Source organism: Streptomyces sp. NPDC006012 (assembly GCF_042871185.1).
GTDB lineage: Bacteria > Actinomycetota > Actinomycetes > Streptomycetales > Streptomycetaceae > Streptomyces.
Map to the genome: position 1 here is coordinate 23,873 of NZ_JBIAIE010000042.1, position 15,915 is coordinate 39,787.

Below are 15,915 nucleotides of genomic sequence, written 5' to 3' on the forward strand. Positions count from 1 at the left end.
CGGTCCGCCGGGCACACCGAGGCCCGCCCGAGGACGGGCCCTGACCCCGGTGGTCCCCCGGTCGGCCGCTCTCGCCTGCGCGGCCCGTCAGGGCGTTGTGCGGTGGTGGCGGGCGAGGGCCGAGCCGGCGATGGAGTTGTGCACGGTGAAGGCGACGGTGCCCGGCAGGTAGCGGTCCTCCGACCACTCGACGGGCGCTCCGACCGGGTCGGTGGAGCGCCTGCGCTCGCGCAGCAGGGGCTCGCCGGCCTGGCAGCCCAGCAGGCGGGCGTCGTCGGCGTCGGCCAGGACGAGGTCGATGGTGTGGTCCGCGTCGGCGAACACCACGCCCTGCTCCTGGAGGGGTTCGGTGTGCGAGACCGCGTCGGCGGGGACGCGGGCCACCAGGTCGCCGACCCACACGGGGTAGACGGTGCGCTCGACCATCACCGGCCGGCCGGAGAGCGTGCGGACCCGCAGGACGACGACGACCTCCGCGCCCGTCTCCAGGCGCAGTTGCTCGCTCTCGCCGGCGTCGGCGGGGCGCCGCTCCAGGCGTTCCACCCTGCCGCCGGGCTCCTCGCCCAGCGACCGTGCCCAACTGGTGAAGCTGACCAGTTCCGCGAAGCTCTGCACCCGGGTGGTGCCGAGGACCACGCGCCGGGTGCCGCGCCGCGAGGTGACCAGCCCGTCGGCCCGCAGGGAGCTGAGCGCCTGGCGCACGGTGCCCCGGGAGACCCCGTACCGCTCGGCGAGCACGCTCTCGGCCGGGAGCCGGCCGCCGGAACCGTACTCGCCGGCCGCAATGGCCTCGCGCAGGTCGGACGCGACCTGGCGGTAGAGCGTGCCCCTGCGCGGCTGCGCCCCGTCACCCTGCAACGCCGCTCCTCCTGGTCCGCCCCGTCAGGTGCGCGCCGTGCGCGCCTCGCTGGACCCTATCCGCTCAGCGCCGGCAGCCGCCTCCCGAGGACGGGCAAGCGCTTCGGGCAAACGCCGACATTCCAATGCCATCCCTCGGAAGTCGCCGGACTGTTCATCTTCCGGCCACCAGTGTCGGGCGTACTGAAGAAAGTTGTACAGCCAACCTTGGCACGCTGACGGCCGACTCCCCTGGTCCGTCGCGCCCGCACGCCGTTCCACCAGGAGGAATTCCCGTGATAGTCCCTCGTGTCCGAACCGCCGCCGTGGCGGTCGGGCTCACCACTGCGGCCCTCGCCCTGACCGCCTGCGGCTCCTCCTCCGATTCCACGGCATCCGCCGGCGGCGGTAAGAGCGCGGCAACGGCCACCTCCGCCGCACACTTCGGCGGCATGGACGCGCTGGTCGCCGCCGCGAAGAAGGAAGGCACGCTCAACGCCATCGCGCTGCCGTCGGACTGGGCCAACTACGGCACGATCATCGCCGCGTTCGAGAAGAAGTACGGGATCAAGGTCTCCGACGAGAACCCGGACGGCGCCAGCCAGGACGAGATCAACGCGATCACCTCGCGCAAGGGCCAGAGCCGCGCGCCCGACGTCGTCGACCTCGGCAACTCCTTCGCGCTGAGCGCCGCCGCACAGGGCATCCTCGCCCCGTACAAGGTCGCCACCTGGGACGACATCCCCGCCGCACAGAAGGACGCGACCGGCCTGCGGTACGACGACTACGGCGGCTACGTCTCCATCGGCTGCGACGCCAAGCGGGTCAAGGAGTGCCCGACCACCTTCGCCGACCTGCTCAAGCCGCAGTACAAGGGCCAGGTCGCGATGAACGGCGACCCGACCAAGTCGGGTTCGGCCTTCGGCGGTGTCTTCGCCGCGGCGCTGGCGAACGGCGGCTCGCTGGACGACATCCAGCCCGGCCTGGACTTCTTCCACAAGCTGAAGCAGAACGGCAACTTCAACCCGGTGGAGTCCACCCCGGCCACCGTCGAGAAGGGCGAGACGCCCATCAGCATCGACTGGGACTACCTCAACGCCGGCTACGCCAAGGAGTTCGCCGCGAAGGGCCTGGACTGGAAGGTGTCGGTGCCCAGCGACGGCCAGTACGCCCAGTACTACAGCCAGGCCATCAACAAGTACGCGCCGCACCCGGCCGCCGCGCGCCTTTGGGAGGAGTTCCTCTACAGCACCGAGGGCCAGAACCTGTGGCTGCAGGGTTTCTCCCGCCCGGCCGAGCTGCCGGCCATGCTGGAGAAGGGCACCGCCGACAAGGCGGCCGCGGCGAAGCTCCCGCCGGTCTCCGGAAGCCCGAAGTTCCCGACCACCGCCCAGGTCGACGCCGCCCAGAAGGCCGTGCTCGCCGGGTGGGCCAAGGCCATCGGCTGATCGACGACATGACCACGGCTCGCCCCGCGACGCCGCCAGGTGCCGCCGGCCCGTCCTCGGACGAGGCCGGCGGCACCGGGACCGTCGCCTCCCCTGCCACGGCCAAGGGCACCGCCCGCCGCCGGCCCCGCCCAGCCGGCTGGCTCGCCGTCCTGCCGCTGATCGTCTTCGTCCTGGTGGTCTTCGGACTGCCGGCCTTCGCGATCGTCACCAACGCCTTCAGGACGGCCGCGGGCGCGGCCGGCGGCCCGCAATGGACCACGGACAACATCAGCCAGTCGGTGCACGGCGCCTACCTCACCGCCCTGTGGGGCAGCGTCAAGCTGTCCGCTCTCACGGCGGCGATCGGCGTGCTGCTCGGCCTGCCGCTCGCCCACGCCGTCGTGACCTCCCGGTTCCGCGCGCTGCGCGAAGCGGTGCTGGCCGCCTCCGGTGTGCTCGCCAACTTCGGCGGTGTGCCGCTCGCCTTCGCCTTCGTCGCCACCCTCGGCAACTCCGGTGAGCTGACCCGGGCGCTGGACCTGGGCGAGCACGGCTGGAGCCTGTACTCCTTCACCGGACTCAGCATCGTCTACCTGTACTTCCTGGTGCCGCTGATGGTGCTCACCATCGCCCCGGCACTCGACGGCCTGCGCGTCCAGTGGCGCGAGGCCGCGCAGAACAACGGCGCCACCACCCGGCAGTACTGGACGCACGTGGCCCTGCCGATCCTCGCCCCCTCGCTGCTGGGCGGCTTCGTGCTTCTCTTCGGCAGCGCCTTCGCCGCGTACGCCACCGCGGCGGCCATCGTGGGCAGTTCCGTTCCGCTGATCACCCTGCAGATCGCCAATGCGCTGTCCGGCAACGTACTGGCCGGGCAGGGGAACGTGGCGCTGGCGCTGAGCCTCGACATGATCGTGATCGCCGGCGTCGTGATGGCCCTGTACATCCCCCTCCAGCGCAGGAGCGCACGATGGCTGCACTGACCCCGTCCGCCGCCGCGCGGCCGAAGCCGGAAGGCGCCGGGCGGCGGCGGCGTCCCCGGGTGTGGCGCGGCGTCGTCGGACTGATCGCCGCCGTGTACTTCCTCGGCCCCCTGGTGGCCTCGGTGATCTTCACCGTGGACGTGCCCGGCCAGGGCCTCACCCTGAACTCCTACAGCGGCATCTTCGGTGCGGAGGGGTTCTGGGACAGCCTGCGGCTGACCCTGGAACTCGCCGCCGCCACCATCGCCGCGACCCTGCTGCTGCTCGTACCGGCGCTGATCGCGGTACGGCTGACCGCGCCGCGGCTGCGGGTGCTGCTGGAGGTGCTGTGCTCGCTGCCACTGGTGGTGCCCGCGGTGGCGCTGACGGCGGGCATCAGCTCGGTCCTGCAGTGGGGCCCGGACCACCTCGCCGACACCCCGCTGTTCCAGACCTTCACCGCGATCCAGAACCCGGACTTCCCGGCGGTGCTGCTGCTCGCCTATGTGCTGATGGCGCTGCCACTGGCCTACCGCACCCTCGACGCGGGACTGCGGGCGCTGGACCTCAGAACGCTGGTGGAGGCCGCGCGCAACTGCGGGGCGAGCTGGCCGCGGACCGTGTTCCAGGTCGTCCTGCCCAACCTGCGCGGGGCGCTGCTGAACACCGGTTTCCTCACGCTGGCCCTGGTGCTGGGCGAGTACACGGTCGCCTCGATCCTGGGCTACCGGCCGTTCGCCGTGTGGATCGTGTCCCTCGGCGGCAGCAACGCCCAGGTCTCGGTGTCCGTGTCGGTGCTCAGCCTCGTCCTGACCTGGGTCCTCCTGCTGCTGCTCGCCGCCGCCGGACGCGGACGCGCGGCCCGCCCCCAACGCAGGGTCCGCGCGAACGCCGCCACCGACACAGGCAGAGACATAGACACAGACATAGACACCGTTTCCGCATCCGTCACCGACACCGATCCCGCCACCGCGGCCGTCACCGACACCGACACCGTCCAGGAGAAGTCGTGACCACCACCACCGCAGACCCGTCCGCGTCCGTCCGCGCGTCCGGCGGCGCCACCGTGGAGTTCCGCGCGCTGCGCCGCAGTTTCGGCGCGACGGTGGCGTTGGACGGCCTGGACCTGGCCGCCCGTCCCGGCGAACTCCTCGCCCTGCTCGGGCCGTCCGGCTGTGGCAAGACCACCGCGCTGCGGATGCTGGCCGGTTTCGAGCACCCGGACGCGGGCGAGGTCCTCGTCGACGGCGAGGACGTCATCGGTGTGCCCGCGCACCGGCGCGGCGCCGGGATGGTGTTCCAGTCCTACAGCCTCTTCCCGCACCTGACGGCTGTCGAGAACGTCGCGTTCGGCCTGCGGATGCGGGGCACCGGCAAGTCAGAGCGGCTGCGCCGGTCCGCGCAGCTGCTGGACCTGGTGGGGCTGGGCCGGCTCGCCGACAGGTTCCCGCACCAGATGTCGGGCGGTCAGCAGCAGCGGGTCGCCCTGGCCCGCGCGCTGGCGCTCCAGCCACGCGTGCTGCTGCTCGACGAGCCGCTGTCCGCGCTGGACGCGAAGGTACGGCTGTCGCTGCGCGAGGAGATCCGCCGGCTCCAGCAGGACCTGGGGATCACCACGCTGTTCGTGACGCACGACCAGGAGGAGGCCCTGTCGATGGCCGACCGGGTGGCGGTGCTGCGCGCGGGCCGGCTCGAACAGGTCGCCGTCCCGGCGGAGTTGTACGCCCGGCCCGCCACGGCCTTCGTCGCCGAGTTCGTGGGCACCATGAGCCGGCTGCCGGCGGTGCGCGCGGCCGGCACCGCGCAGGTCGAGGTGCTGGGCAGCCGACTCCCGGTGGAGGGCGCGCTGCCCGCCGACGGCGACCTGGACGTCCTGGTACGTCCCGAGGCGGTACGGGTCGCCGCCGATCCGCTGGGCGGCGGCACGGTGGTGGCGGCCTCCTTCCTGGGCGCGGTCACCCGGCTCACCGTGCGGCTGGCCGACGGGACCGAGGTGAAGGCCGACCTGCCCACCGGTGCGGCGGCCGGTCTGCCGGTCGGCACGACGGCGTCCCTGACGCTGCCCGAGCGCCCCGTCCTGGTGGACCGCCGCCGGGCCGCCTGAACCCTTCGCCGGGCCGTCGCGCGGGGCGCTCACCACGGGTGCGCACCCCGCGCCGACCGGGTTCACCCCACCGCCGTACGCCGGTCCGCTCCGGTCAACTCCGCCCCGCCCCGCCCTGAGTACAGTCCCGCATCTCCCATCCCGTATCTCCCGACAGGAAGGGCATTCGTGCACTCCCGTATCGCCCCGGTCCCTCCCGCCGCCGTGCTGTTCGACATGGACGGAACACTCGTCGACACCGAACACCTGTGGTGGCGGGCCGTCGCCGAGGTGGCACGGGACCTGGGCTACCGGCTGACCGACGCCGATCACCCCGAGGTGTTCGGCCGGCCGGTGGGGCACACCGCCGGGTATCTGCGCCGGGCCGTGGGCCGCCCGGTGCCCGAGGCGCGGATCGCCGCCGACCTCGGCTCCGCCTTCGCCGCCCGGGTGGCGAACGACGTCCGGCCCCGGCCCGGTGTTCCGCGGCTGCTGGCCGAGTTGAAGGACGCCTCGGTACCGGTCGCCGTGGTGACCGCCTCACCGCGGCACGTGGTCGACCTGGTCCTGCGCGCGCTCGGCCGGGAGTGGTTCGCACTGACCGTGGCGGCGGAGGACACCGCCCGCACCAAGCCCGCCCCGGATCCGTACCTGGCGGCGGCCGAGCGGCTCGGCGCCGCGCCGCGGACGTGTGTCGCGGTGGAGGACAGCCCGCTGGGTGTGGCCTCCGCGCGGGCGGCGGGCTGCCCCGTGCTGGCGGTCCCGTCCGCCGTACCGATCGCCGCGGAGCCGGGGACCGTGGTGCTGAACAGCCTGGAGGGCGCGGACCTGGCGCTGCTGTCCACGCTGGCCGCGGCCCCCGTACGAGCCCCCGGCACCCGCACCTGACCGGTGGCCGCCCACCGCGGCCACCCCCCTCCGCACCTCTTCGCGTCTCTTCCCGCCCGTCTGCACCTAGCAGTTCACATCCGCATGTCGCCGATCCCGCCCGCGCCCTCTCCCCGCGCCTGCGCGCACCCTCTCCGGTCCCGCCCTCACCTGTCGGTTCCCGCCCCGTCCGCTCCCGCCCGCTCACACCTGCCGAGTCACGATGCCCTACCTGCTACTGGCCCTCGCCATCGCCTCCGAGATCTGCGCCACCAGTTGTCTGAAGCTCACCGAGGGGTACACCCGGCTGCTGCCGACCGTCGCGGTGGCGGTCGGCTACGTGGTGTCGTTCGTCCTGCTGGGACGCGCGCTGAAAAACCTCCCGGTGTCCGTCGCCTACGCGGTCTGGTCGGGGGTCGGCACGGCGGCGGTCGCCGCCGTCGGCGCGGTGGCGTTCGGGGAGTCGCTGGGGTGGCCGCAGTGGCTGGGCGTCGCCCTGGTGATCGCGGGCGTGGTGCTTCTCAACGTGAACGGCGGCCACTGACGCGGCCCCGAGCGCAGGCGGGAACGCAACGACGGCCCGCGCAGGGCGGATTGTCGGCCACTGCCCGGACGCGCGCCACGTCCCGTTCACGAAAGATTTCTGCACGAGCCGCTTACTGGGCCGAGTTGTATAGCCAACTGGCTCCCGGTGCACGGCAACGCCCCGCCGGTGCCAGGGACACACCACGGCCGGGACCTCCGGGACCCGCCGCCCAGCCGACTGCTCCGGCCCTGGCCTCCCGTGCCCGGACCGGACGGAGAGGATCCGTGCCCTCATGCCACCCACTCCCACCGTGGCGGCCTCCAACAGCACCCTCGCCCTCGCCTCGCCCACCGCACCCCACCCGGGCGACAAACTGACCTTCACCTGGACCACCGACACCGCGGGCGCCAAGAACTGGATCGGCGTGTACGGCCCCGGGAGTTCACCGGGCAACGGCACCTCGTCGGCGTGGTCGTACGTCCCGGCGGCCACGTCGGGCACCACCACCGTCGACACCTCCAAGCTGGCCGGCGCACCCTACACGGCGTACCTGCTGCTCGACGACGGCAACCAGATCCTCGCCCGGACCGGGCCGCTCTCCTTCACCGGGTCCGGCGACAGCATCGTCCTGAAGTCCCCGGCCACCCCGCACGAGGGCGACCGACTCACCTTCGCCTGGACCACTTCCTCACCCGACGCCAAGAACTGGATCGGGATCTACGACGGCGACCGGCAGCCCGGTACCGGATCGTCCATCGTCTGGGCGTACTCCGCCGCCGCGTCCGGCAGCCTCACCCTCGACACCTCGGGCCTGACCGGCGGCCCGTACACCGCCTACCTGTGCTACCAGGACAAGTACCCGGTCATCGCCAAGACGGCGCCGTTCCGCTTCACCCCCGTCGTTGCGCCGTACGCCGTCGTCGACGCGGTCACCGTCCCGGCCACCGCCGGGGAGACCGTCGAAGTGCCGCTGGGCAACCTGTGGATCCGCCCGGAGGGCAACAAGCCCGGTACCCCGTCCTTCCACCGGGCCTCCGGCGACTCCTGGCTGTCCGTCGGCTCCGACGGCACCGTCACCGGCCGCACCCCCGGCAGGGCGCCGAGGGCCCCGGGCCGGCTGGTGGCCTCCGTGCAGGACAGCGCCGGCGGCAGCGACACCGTGACCGTCGAGGTACCGGTCCGCTCCGACCGGGACGACCTCACCCTCAAGGTCGCCTCGCTGAACCTGTGGGACGCCGGCAGGCACGTCGACAGCCCGCTGGAGAAGCAGGTGCGGGTGGTCCTCACCCAGGGACTGGACGCCGTCGCCCTCCAGGAGACGGACGGCACCGCGGCCGAGGCCCTCGGCCGGGCGCTCGGCTGGAGCGTCCACCAGGCCCCGGGCGGCCTCGGCATCGTCAGCCGCCACCCGCTGGCCGACGTCACGGACCCGACGGCCGACCTGCCCGCGGCATCCGCCACCGTGCGACTGCCCGGCGGTCGCACCGTACGGTTGTGGGCGGCTCAGTTGGACGAGGGCGACTACGGACCGTACGCGGTGGCGGCCGGGCAGAGCGCGAGCGCGGTCATCGCCGCCGAGAAGCGGACCCTGCGCTACCGGCAGGCGCAGGCGCTGGTCGCCGCCATGCGGCGCGACCTCGCCTCCGCCGCCCCCGTGATCCTCGCCGCCGGCCTCGCCTCCCCCTCCCACCTGGACTGGACCGCGCGCACCTCCGCCGCCCACCATGGGGTCGGCGCCGTGGCCTGGCCGGTGACCGAGGTGCTGGAGAAGGCGGGCCTCAACGACGCCTTCCGCGAGGCGAACCCCAACCCGGTCAAGGTCCCCGGCAGCACCTGGTCCCCCGTCCGCCCGACCCACGACGACGGCGGCGGCGCCGAGCCGCAGGACCGCGTCGACCAGGTCCAGTACGCCGGGCGTCTGAAGGTCCTTGAGGCCCACAGCCTCACCACCGGCTGGCCGCGCCCGGTCCCCGGCACGGGCGTCAACGGCTGGCCGTCCGACCACGCCGCGGCCGTCGTCACCTTCGCCCTGCGTACCGCCCGCTGATCCCGTACGACCGCAAAGGACCCGCATCCATGACCCCGATCAGCCGCCGTACCTTCGTCGGCACCGCCGCCGCGGCGGGCGCGACCGCCGCCCTCGGACTGCCCGGCACGGCCGCGGCCGCCGAGACGTCCACCGCGTCCGCCACAGGGCACGGCACCGTCGACGACGTCCGGCACGTCGTGATCCTCATGCAGGAGAACCGCAGCTTCGACCACTACCTGGGCACCCTCAACGGCGTCCGCGGCTTCGACGACAAGCAGGGCGTCGTCCTGCCGGGCGGGAATCCGGTCTTCCGGCAGCCCGACGCCGGGCGTGCCGAGGGCTACTCCCTGCCGTTCCGCTTCGACACCGCGGCCTACCGGGCGCAGGACTTCGGCGGCCTCGACCACGGCTGGGACTCCGGCCACCGGGCGGTCAACAACGGCGCCCAGAACCAGTGGATCTCCGCCAAGGGCCGTTTCAGCATGGGCTACTTCACCCGTGCGGACATCCCCTTCCAGTACGCCCTGGCCGACGCCTTCACCGTCTGCGACAGCTATTTCACCTCGCTGAACGGCCCCACCGACCCCAACCGCCTCTACCTGTGGACCGGTACGCCCGGCCCCGGCACCGACGGCACCACGGGCCCCTTCACTGACAACTCGATCGTCACCGAGAACCCGGTGGGCGACTGGACCACCTACGCCGAGCGCCTGGAGCAGGCCGGGATCAGCTGGCGCGTCTACCACAACCCCGACGGCTCGGACAACGAGAACGGCGACTACGACGACAACGCACTGTCGTACTTCAGGCAGTTCGCCGAAGCCCCCGCCGACTCGCCGCTGCACCTCAACGCGATGACGAAGCACGACCTGACCGCCTTCGACGCGGACTGCCGGGACGGCAGCCTGCCCACGGTCTCCTGGCTCGTGGCCCCCTTCAACTACTGCGAACACCCGAGCGCCGGACCGGACTGGGGTGCCTGGTGGGTCAACAAGGCCCTCCAGTCCCTGATGGCCAACCCCGACGTGTGGCGCAGCACCGTCTTCCTGGTGATGTACGACGAGAACGACGGGTTCTTCGACCACGTCGTGCCGCCCTACGCCGAGGCCGGCACCGAGGACGAGTTCGTGGACGGCAAGCCCATCGGCCTGGGCAGCCGGGTCCCGATGTGGGTGTGCTCGCCCTGGTCCCGCGGCGGCTGGGTCAACTCGCAGGTCTTTGACCACACCTCGGTGCTGCGCTTCCTGGAGCTGGTCACCGGCGTCCACGAGCCGAACATCTCGGCGTGGCGCCGCGCCGTCTGCGGCGACCTCAGCACCTGCTTCGACTTCAGCAGGCCCGACTACAGCCTCCCGCGGCTTCCGGACACCGACGAGCTCAAGGCACGGGCCACCGCCCAGCACTCCCTGCCGCCCGTCCAGACCCCCGCCGACGGCAGGCAGACGATGCCCCGGCAGGAATCCGGCGAGCGGCCCCACCGCCCGCTGCCCTACCGGCCCTGGGCCGAGGTATCGGTCGACCGCCGCACCGGCAAGGTCACCTGCACCATGACCAACAAGGGCTCCACCGGCTACGTCTTCACCGTGCTGCCCAACATCCTCAAGCCCTTCAGCGGCACCCCGTACCTGGTGCAGGCCGACGGCACCCGCACCTACGAGTGGGACGCCGCCGCCACCGACGGCCGGTACGACTTCTCGGTGTACGGCGCCGACGGATTCGTCACCCGCTTCTCCGGCACGGTCACCCCCGACGGCCAGACCGACACCGGCCTGCCCTCGGTCACCGCCAAGCTGCGCGACAGGGGGCACCCGGAGCAGTCCACGGTCGACTTCAGACTCGCCAACGACGGCGACACCGAGGTCTCCTTCACCCTCGCCGCCAACGATTTCGGCGACGAGACCAGGACGGTCCGGGTCGGCCCGCGCGCCCGCACCACCGTCTCCTGGCACGCCGACCGCCAGGGCCGCTACGACGTCACCGTCACCGCGGCCACCGGCACCCGCTTCGCCGAGCGGTACGCCGGAACGATCCACAAGCTCTGACAGCCCCGGCCCGGCGGGCGCGGCGCTGCCCACCCCCCGCCGGGCCGGTCCGCCGGGCGTTCTCAGCAGCCCGGTGTGGTTCTACCGGACTCAGCAGCCCGGCGTGGTTCTACCGGACTCAGCAGCCCGGTGTGGTTCCCTCGGGTCGCACCGCCCGGCCGGCGCTCGCCGTTCCGCCTGTTCCGCCGCGCTGTCGATACGGGCGATGACCTTCTCGGAGCACCGGCGCAGCGTCTGCAGCTCCTCCGGGTCGAGGGCGTCGATGAACAGCTGGCGCACGCGCTCGACGTGCCCGGGCGCCGCCTCTTCCAGGTAGGCGAAACCGGCGTCGGTCAGGATCGCGTGTGTATAACGTCCGTCACACGGATCCGGCTCGCGGCACAGGATGCCGCGCTTCTCAAGACGGCTGACCATGTGCGACAGGCGCGACAGCTCCGAGTTGACCCGGGCCGCGACCTCGCTCATCCGCATGCGGTGTTCGGGCTGTTCCGACAGGAGCGCCAGCACGTAGTACTCGATGAAGCTGAGCTGCGCGTCCCGCTGAAGCTGCCACTCAAGCGCGATGGGCAGCCGCTGCGCGAGGTTGCTGAACCCGCGCCACGCCTCAAGCTGGTCAGCAGTGAGCCAGCGAGGCTCGGCCACCTCGGACTCCTCCCCTTGAGCAGACATACACATAGCCTAACAGCTCATCTCATTTGGAAAGTTCGATAGCCTACGAGGGTGGGGATCGTTGAGCGGCTGGTGCCGGACGAGCTGTGGGAGCTGTTCCAGCGGGTGGCGCCCGAGGCACCGACGCGCCCGCAGGGCGGCGGCCGCCGCCGGCACGGCGACCGCGAAGTACTGGCGGCGATCGTGTTCGTGGCGACGTCGGGCTGCACGTGGCGGCAGCTGCCGTCCGCCTCGTTCGGGCCGTCGGGGGCGACGGTCCACCGGCGGTTCGCGGAGTGGTCGAACGCCAGGGTGTGGGCGGAGCTCCACCGCATGGTCCGCGACGAGCCCGGTCCCCGCGGCGAGCTGGACTGGTCGCGCTGGGCGATCGACTCCGTGAACACGCGGGCCCTGAAGAGAGAAGGACTGACGGCCCCGGACCCGCATCCCGCCGACCGCGGAATGTACCGAACACAGCACCAGCCACCTCCCACCCTGCACCGGCGCCACCCGGCCCCTGCTCCGCCGCCAACGGCCACCAATTGAGATGAAGGACCGGAGCGACGGCCCCACCACCGCCGACCCTGTCCCCCCACGAGCGCAATCCCGCCGTGACCGCACACCTCCCAGCCCCGCCACACCCCTGTGCCACCACACGCACCTCCTCCGTCCCACCACGTAGGACACCGTCCGAGATCTGGAGCTTTCCAGAACCGTACCCCCTTGACTTGAATATTCACGTGACGGTCGACTAGGGTCACGCATGAAGATTCAAGTGATGCTGTTGATCAGCGTCGGAGGGAAACAGCTATGAGCAATCTGAAGATCGCGATCATCCTGGGCAGCACCCGCCCCGGCCGTAACGGCAAAGCGGTGGCGGACTGGGTCCTGGCCAAGGCGAAGGAGCGTACCGACGCCGACTACGAGCTGATCGACCTGGCCGACTACCCGCTGCCCCACCTGGACGAGGCGGTTCCGCCGTCCGCCGGCATTTACTCCGGTGAGCACACGAAAGCCTGGTCTGCCAAGATCAGCGAGTTCGACGGATACATCTTCGTCACCCCGGAGTACAACCACTCCACCTCCGGCGTGCTGAAGAACGCGATCGACTACCTCTACACCGAGTGGAACAACAAGGCGGCGGCCTTCGTCTCCTACGGTGGGCTCGGCGGAGCCCGCGCGATCGAGCACCTGCGGGCCATTTCGAGCGAACTGCAGCTCGCTCACGTGCGCCAGCAGCTGTCGTTCTCGCTGATGACCGACTTCGAGAACTTCTCCGCCTTCCAGCCCGCGCCGCACCACGACGACATCGCCGTCGTGCTGTTCAACCAGCTCGAATCCTGGGCCGGCGCGCTGAAGACCGTCAGGCACTGACGCTCTCCTCCCGCAGCGGCGGACCGCCGGGTGCCGCACGACCCCGCACCCGGCGGCCGGCTGCTCGCGGAACAGACGACCGCCCTGTGCGGTGCCCCTGTGCACGAGCAGAACGGTCGCGCTCCTCGGCTACCGGACCGTGACCGCCTTGCTCCGGGCCATGAGCACCTTGCTGTAGACCGTGGAACTACGCCGGACCGTCATACCGATGCGCTCGTACAGCGACAGCGCGCCGGTGTCCGAGTGCGTCCACAGCGTGCAGCCCCGCCTGCCCTGCCGGTAGAAGGCGCGGAACGATTCCCGCAGCAGCAGGCGAGCGATCCCTCGGTTGCGTTGATCCCGCCGTACCGCGACCCGCTCGACGTACCCTTCGTCGCTGCCAGGGACGTCCAGCGACAGCACCGCGCCGACCATCCGGTCGCCGGCGAAGGCGACCGGTGATGCCACGGGTGCGAACGTTGCCCGTTCGACCGTGTGCGCAGCCCATTCCGCATAGGTCTTTCTCCGCTGCTGCCACTCGTCGAACGCATCCTCTGTGAGCTGGTACGCACTCACTTCATCGCCCGCTCGGAAGGCTCGGACCGTGATACCTCCGGGTGGCTCGGGCACCTCCGGTTCGACGGGCGTCGCGATCTCCAGCAGCCACTCGGTGACCAGCCGGGAGTACCCACCGGACCTCAGGAGCGCGATCGCCGCGTGATCGCTGTCGGGGACCGTCTGGGCAAGCCGATCGCCACCCCGCTGCCGGGCCCGTGCCTCGGTCCAGGCGAGCAGCAGACCGCCAAGACCCCGGCCCGTGTGACGGGGATGCACGTGGACCGTGGCACGTCGGCCCTTCACCCAGCCCCAGCCGACCGGCTCGCCTCCTGAGCCGTGCACGAGCACCGTGTCGGACCTCAGTTCCAGGCCGGGCACGCTGAGATCGGCGACGATGCGGTCAGCGCCGGTCGTGGCACGGCCATGCAGCTCCGACTCGCACGCAGCGACCAAACGGTGAACTGCCTCTGCATCGGCGATGGTTGCCGACCGGCTCCGGTAGCCGACCGGCAATCGTTTCAAGGGTGCACCAGACATGACGTGAACCCTGCGCCATCCGCACTTCCCTGTCGACCCCACTGTGGCCGCCTAGGTTCACCGGGTTGGGTTGGTTTGGGTCGAGCCGTCTTCAAAGATCGGGCTCTGCCCAGAGCCCGATGTCAGAGCCTCCCGATAACGTGCCGGCAACCAGATCCGACCTCTCTTCGGGAGGACCACCGTGGACATCCTGCTCATCGCCGGCTTGTGGCTCGACGGATCCGCCTGGGACGAGGTCGTGCCGGAACTCACCGCGCTCGGCCACCGTCCCGTGCCGCTCGGGGGCTTCGCCAACTCCGCGCACCGACCCGCCCGGAGCCCGCGCCCCGTCGAGAACCGTCTCAGTTGTCAGCCTGCACCGTGAGCTTGCCCTGGTCGTCAAGGATCTCGACAGTCACGCGCTTGGGGTTGGTGTCCCCGTAGACGGTGCAGTCGAACTCGGTGCCGTCCTTGACCACTATGGACAGCGGGCAGTCCACCCTGGCCCAAGGTGTCTTCTTCAGGCCGCCGGCCGCACCCGCCACCTGCTTCTCCAGCGCGGCCTGGTCCAGTACGCGCGGCGGTTCGACCGGAACGGGGTCAAGGGTCGTCACGTAGACCGTCACCACCACCGCGCAGACAGCGATCACGACCGAGGACAGCGCCATAACGGTGCGCGCGAAGCTTCGTTGATCAGTCATCCGGGAAGTTGTACCGAACCCTTGACCGACTGGCAAGCGGGGTGAGTCAGCCTCAGACGGCTGCGCCTCCAGAGAGACGTTCGGGTCGGTCTCGGCCCGGCAGGCTGCGCACGGGGGGTGCCTCCATGTCCGTATCGGTGGCACGGCACGTGGCAGCGGGCGCACCAGCCGACCTGGCTGGATCGGCAGGTCAGTGGGGGTACTTACGTGATGCGGGGGCACTCACGTCATGAGATGGGTCCAGGAGCCCAAGTGCGGTGTCCGGGAGGCAGGGCGGGCAGGGAGCGACAGTGCCGACGAACGCCTGGCGGGCATGGTCGCGGCTGAGGAGCTTGGTTCTGGTGATCTTCTCGGTGCTCCGGCACTCGCTGGTGTGGACGGTCCGGTCTGGACAGCGCGATACCCGGGTCCCCCTTGCATGATCGGAGGTCTGTCCGGATTCATTCGGTGAGGCCGAGGGCGGTCAGGGGCCTGTGGCCGTCTTGTCGGTGGACGCCGATGGCGAGGTTAGACCGGCCATGAATCGAGGGAGGCGACCGACACGGATTCGAGTTGTCCGCACGGAAGGCGCGGTCGCGGACGTGGTGCAAGAATTTCGATCTTCCAGTGTCCTCTGATCCAGGCGGCGAGCTGGATACCGCCCACGGTGCCTGGCGGCAGGCTGGTGATCAGGTAGATGCGTTCGTAGAGAATGCCGGACCAACCCGGGGGTTCGTCAGCGTTGCGGGGTCTTCCCCTTGTCCTGCAGTGACTGCTGCCAGTTACTCCCCTGTGGAGCCTCGCCGTCGGCGGCCGTGCCGGGGGAGGATTGCGGAGGCATGTTGGCGAAGATGTATGCGGCGTAGGGCGCTGAGGCACGCCGGCAGGACCGGTCATGACCTCTTCCACCGTGTAGTGACCGATCACGCCCGCGTGACGCGGGACGAATGACCCCGGCTCACTGAAAACGGCCGACAAGGCTCAGTACGTCGGACGAGTCCGCGTCGTGTGCTTCCCCGTGGCGCATGGCGGGAGCTTCCGCATGCGCTCTGACCTGGCGTACCTTCCAGAACGGCTGTCAGAAGCGTTCGGTCGGCCAGGCCGTACCCGTTCTCGGTAGCGGTCTGCCCGACGTCTGTCCGCCGGGCGCCGAGGGCGAGCGGACACGCCCGCTGAAATCCACATCGCGGCCCGTCGTGAAGAACTTCCGGGGTTCGAGCACGAAGGTCACCGGGACCAGCGGGTGTCCCGGCCCCGGTGGCGTCCATGGCCGGGGTGGCGTCGGACCGCCCCCCGTTATGTTCTTCGCGGTCCTGCAAGAGGGCCGCTGGCCTCCGGGCCCGGCATGACTGTGTCCCCCTGTCGAAGGCATGACCTGGGGGGT

General features: G+C 71.2%; 13 protein-coding genes and 3 pseudogenes. 11 read left to right on the forward strand and 5 right to left on the reverse strand.

The window, feature by feature from the left end:
* Positions 1 to 87: 87 nt before the first annotated feature.
* Positions 88 to 858, reverse strand: a complete 771-nt coding sequence (locus ACFYPJ_RS37310) for a GntR family transcriptional regulator (protein WP_389026290.1) — start codon at positions 856 to 858, stop codon at positions 88 to 90.
* Between the two features lie 275 nt (positions 859 to 1,133).
* Between ACFYPJ_RS37310 and ACFYPJ_RS37315 the strand changes: the two genes are divergently transcribed.
* The 8 genes from ACFYPJ_RS37315 (at position 1,134) to ACFYPJ_RS37350 (ending at position 10,776) form a co-directional block, all read left to right on the forward strand.
* The gene (locus tag ACFYPJ_RS37315; protein WP_389026292.1) at positions 1,134 to 2,285 is read left to right on the forward strand and encodes an ABC transporter substrate-binding protein; all 1,152 of its coding nucleotides are present in this window, start codon (positions 1,134 to 1,136) and stop codon (positions 2,283 to 2,285) included.
* Positions 2,286 to 2,293: 8 nt separating this feature from the next.
* A complete protein-coding gene (locus tag ACFYPJ_RS37320; protein ID WP_389026294.1) occupies positions 2,294 to 3,250 on the forward strand; it encodes an ABC transporter permease in 957 nt (318 codons plus the stop codon).
* Entirely contained in the window at positions 3,238 to 4,242 is a 1,005-nt protein-coding gene (locus tag ACFYPJ_RS37325; protein ID WP_389026296.1) for an ABC transporter permease, read from the forward strand. Before ACFYPJ_RS37320 ends, ACFYPJ_RS37325 begins: the two co-directional genes overlap by 13 nt.
* Positions 4,239 to 5,333 carry an ABC transporter ATP-binding protein gene (locus ACFYPJ_RS37330; protein WP_389026298.1) on the forward strand — a complete coding sequence of 365 codons (1,095 nt, stop codon included), beginning with the start codon at positions 4,239 to 4,241 and terminating at the stop codon, positions 5,331 to 5,333. Before ACFYPJ_RS37325 ends, ACFYPJ_RS37330 begins: the two co-directional genes overlap by 4 nt.
* Positions 5,334 to 5,501: 168 nt before the next feature.
* On the forward strand, positions 5,502 to 6,200 hold the full coding sequence (locus ACFYPJ_RS37335; protein ID WP_389026300.1) for an HAD family hydrolase: 699 nt from the start codon (positions 5,502 to 5,504) through the stop codon (positions 6,198 to 6,200).
* A gap of 202 nt (positions 6,201 to 6,402) precedes the next feature.
* Positions 6,403 to 6,723, forward strand: coding sequence for a DMT family transporter (locus ACFYPJ_RS37340; RefSeq protein ID WP_389026302.1), 321 nt, complete (start codon positions 6,403 to 6,405; stop codon positions 6,721 to 6,723).
* Between the two features lie 274 nt (positions 6,724 to 6,997).
* The gene (locus ACFYPJ_RS37345) at positions 6,998 to 8,752 is read left to right on the forward strand and encodes a hypothetical protein (protein ID WP_389026304.1); all 1,755 of its coding nucleotides are present in this window, start codon (positions 6,998 to 7,000) and stop codon (positions 8,750 to 8,752) included.
* A 29-nt stretch (positions 8,753 to 8,781) separates the two neighbouring features.
* Positions 8,782 to 10,776: a phosphocholine-specific phospholipase C gene (locus ACFYPJ_RS37350; protein WP_389026306.1), complete on the forward strand. Its 1,995-nt coding sequence runs from the start codon at positions 8,782 to 8,784 to the stop codon at positions 10,774 to 10,776.
* Between the two features lie 90 nt (positions 10,777 to 10,866).
* On the opposite strand, the gene ACFYPJ_RS37355 is transcribed toward ACFYPJ_RS37350, so the two are convergent.
* Complete coding sequence (locus ACFYPJ_RS37355) at positions 10,867 to 11,445, reverse strand: MarR family winged helix-turn-helix transcriptional regulator (protein WP_389026308.1); 579 nt, start codon at positions 11,443 to 11,445, stop codon at positions 10,867 to 10,869.
* Between the two features lie 51 nt (positions 11,446 to 11,496).
* Between ACFYPJ_RS37355 and ACFYPJ_RS37360 the strand changes: the two are divergent.
* Positions 11,497 to 11,886, forward strand: a pseudogene (locus tag ACFYPJ_RS37360) (transposase); the annotation flags it as partial.
* Between the two features lie 348 nt (positions 11,887 to 12,234).
* Positions 12,235 to 12,798 (forward strand): NADPH-dependent FMN reductase, encoded by a 564-nt coding sequence (locus ACFYPJ_RS37365; protein WP_389026310.1) that lies wholly within the window; start codon positions 12,235 to 12,237, stop codon positions 12,796 to 12,798.
* A gap of 129 nt (positions 12,799 to 12,927) precedes the next feature.
* On the opposite strand, the gene ACFYPJ_RS37370 is transcribed toward ACFYPJ_RS37365, so the two are convergent.
* On the reverse strand, positions 12,928 to 13,788 hold the full coding sequence (locus tag ACFYPJ_RS37370; RefSeq protein ID WP_389026312.1) for a GNAT family N-acetyltransferase: 861 nt from the start codon (positions 13,786 to 13,788) through the stop codon (positions 12,928 to 12,930).
* A 265-nt stretch (positions 13,789 to 14,053) separates the two neighbouring features.
* Here ACFYPJ_RS37370 and ACFYPJ_RS37375 point away from each other — a divergent pair.
* Positions 14,054 to 14,152: pseudogene (locus ACFYPJ_RS37375) on the forward strand (alpha/beta hydrolase); the annotation flags it as partial.
* Between the two features lie 61 nt (positions 14,153 to 14,213).
* Here the strand turns inward: ACFYPJ_RS37375 and ACFYPJ_RS37380 are convergent.
* Together ACFYPJ_RS37380 and ACFYPJ_RS37385 are read right to left on the reverse strand one after the other, a co-directional pair.
* Positions 14,214 to 14,552 carry a DUF4333 domain-containing protein gene (locus ACFYPJ_RS37380; RefSeq protein ID WP_389026314.1) on the reverse strand — a complete coding sequence of 113 codons (339 nt, stop codon included), beginning with the start codon at positions 14,550 to 14,552 and terminating at the stop codon, positions 14,214 to 14,216.
* Positions 14,553 to 14,742: 190 nt separating this feature from the next.
* Positions 14,743 to 14,928: pseudogene (locus ACFYPJ_RS37385) on the reverse strand (DUF6233 domain-containing protein); the annotation flags it as partial.
* Positions 14,929 to 15,915: the final 987 nt, after the last annotated feature.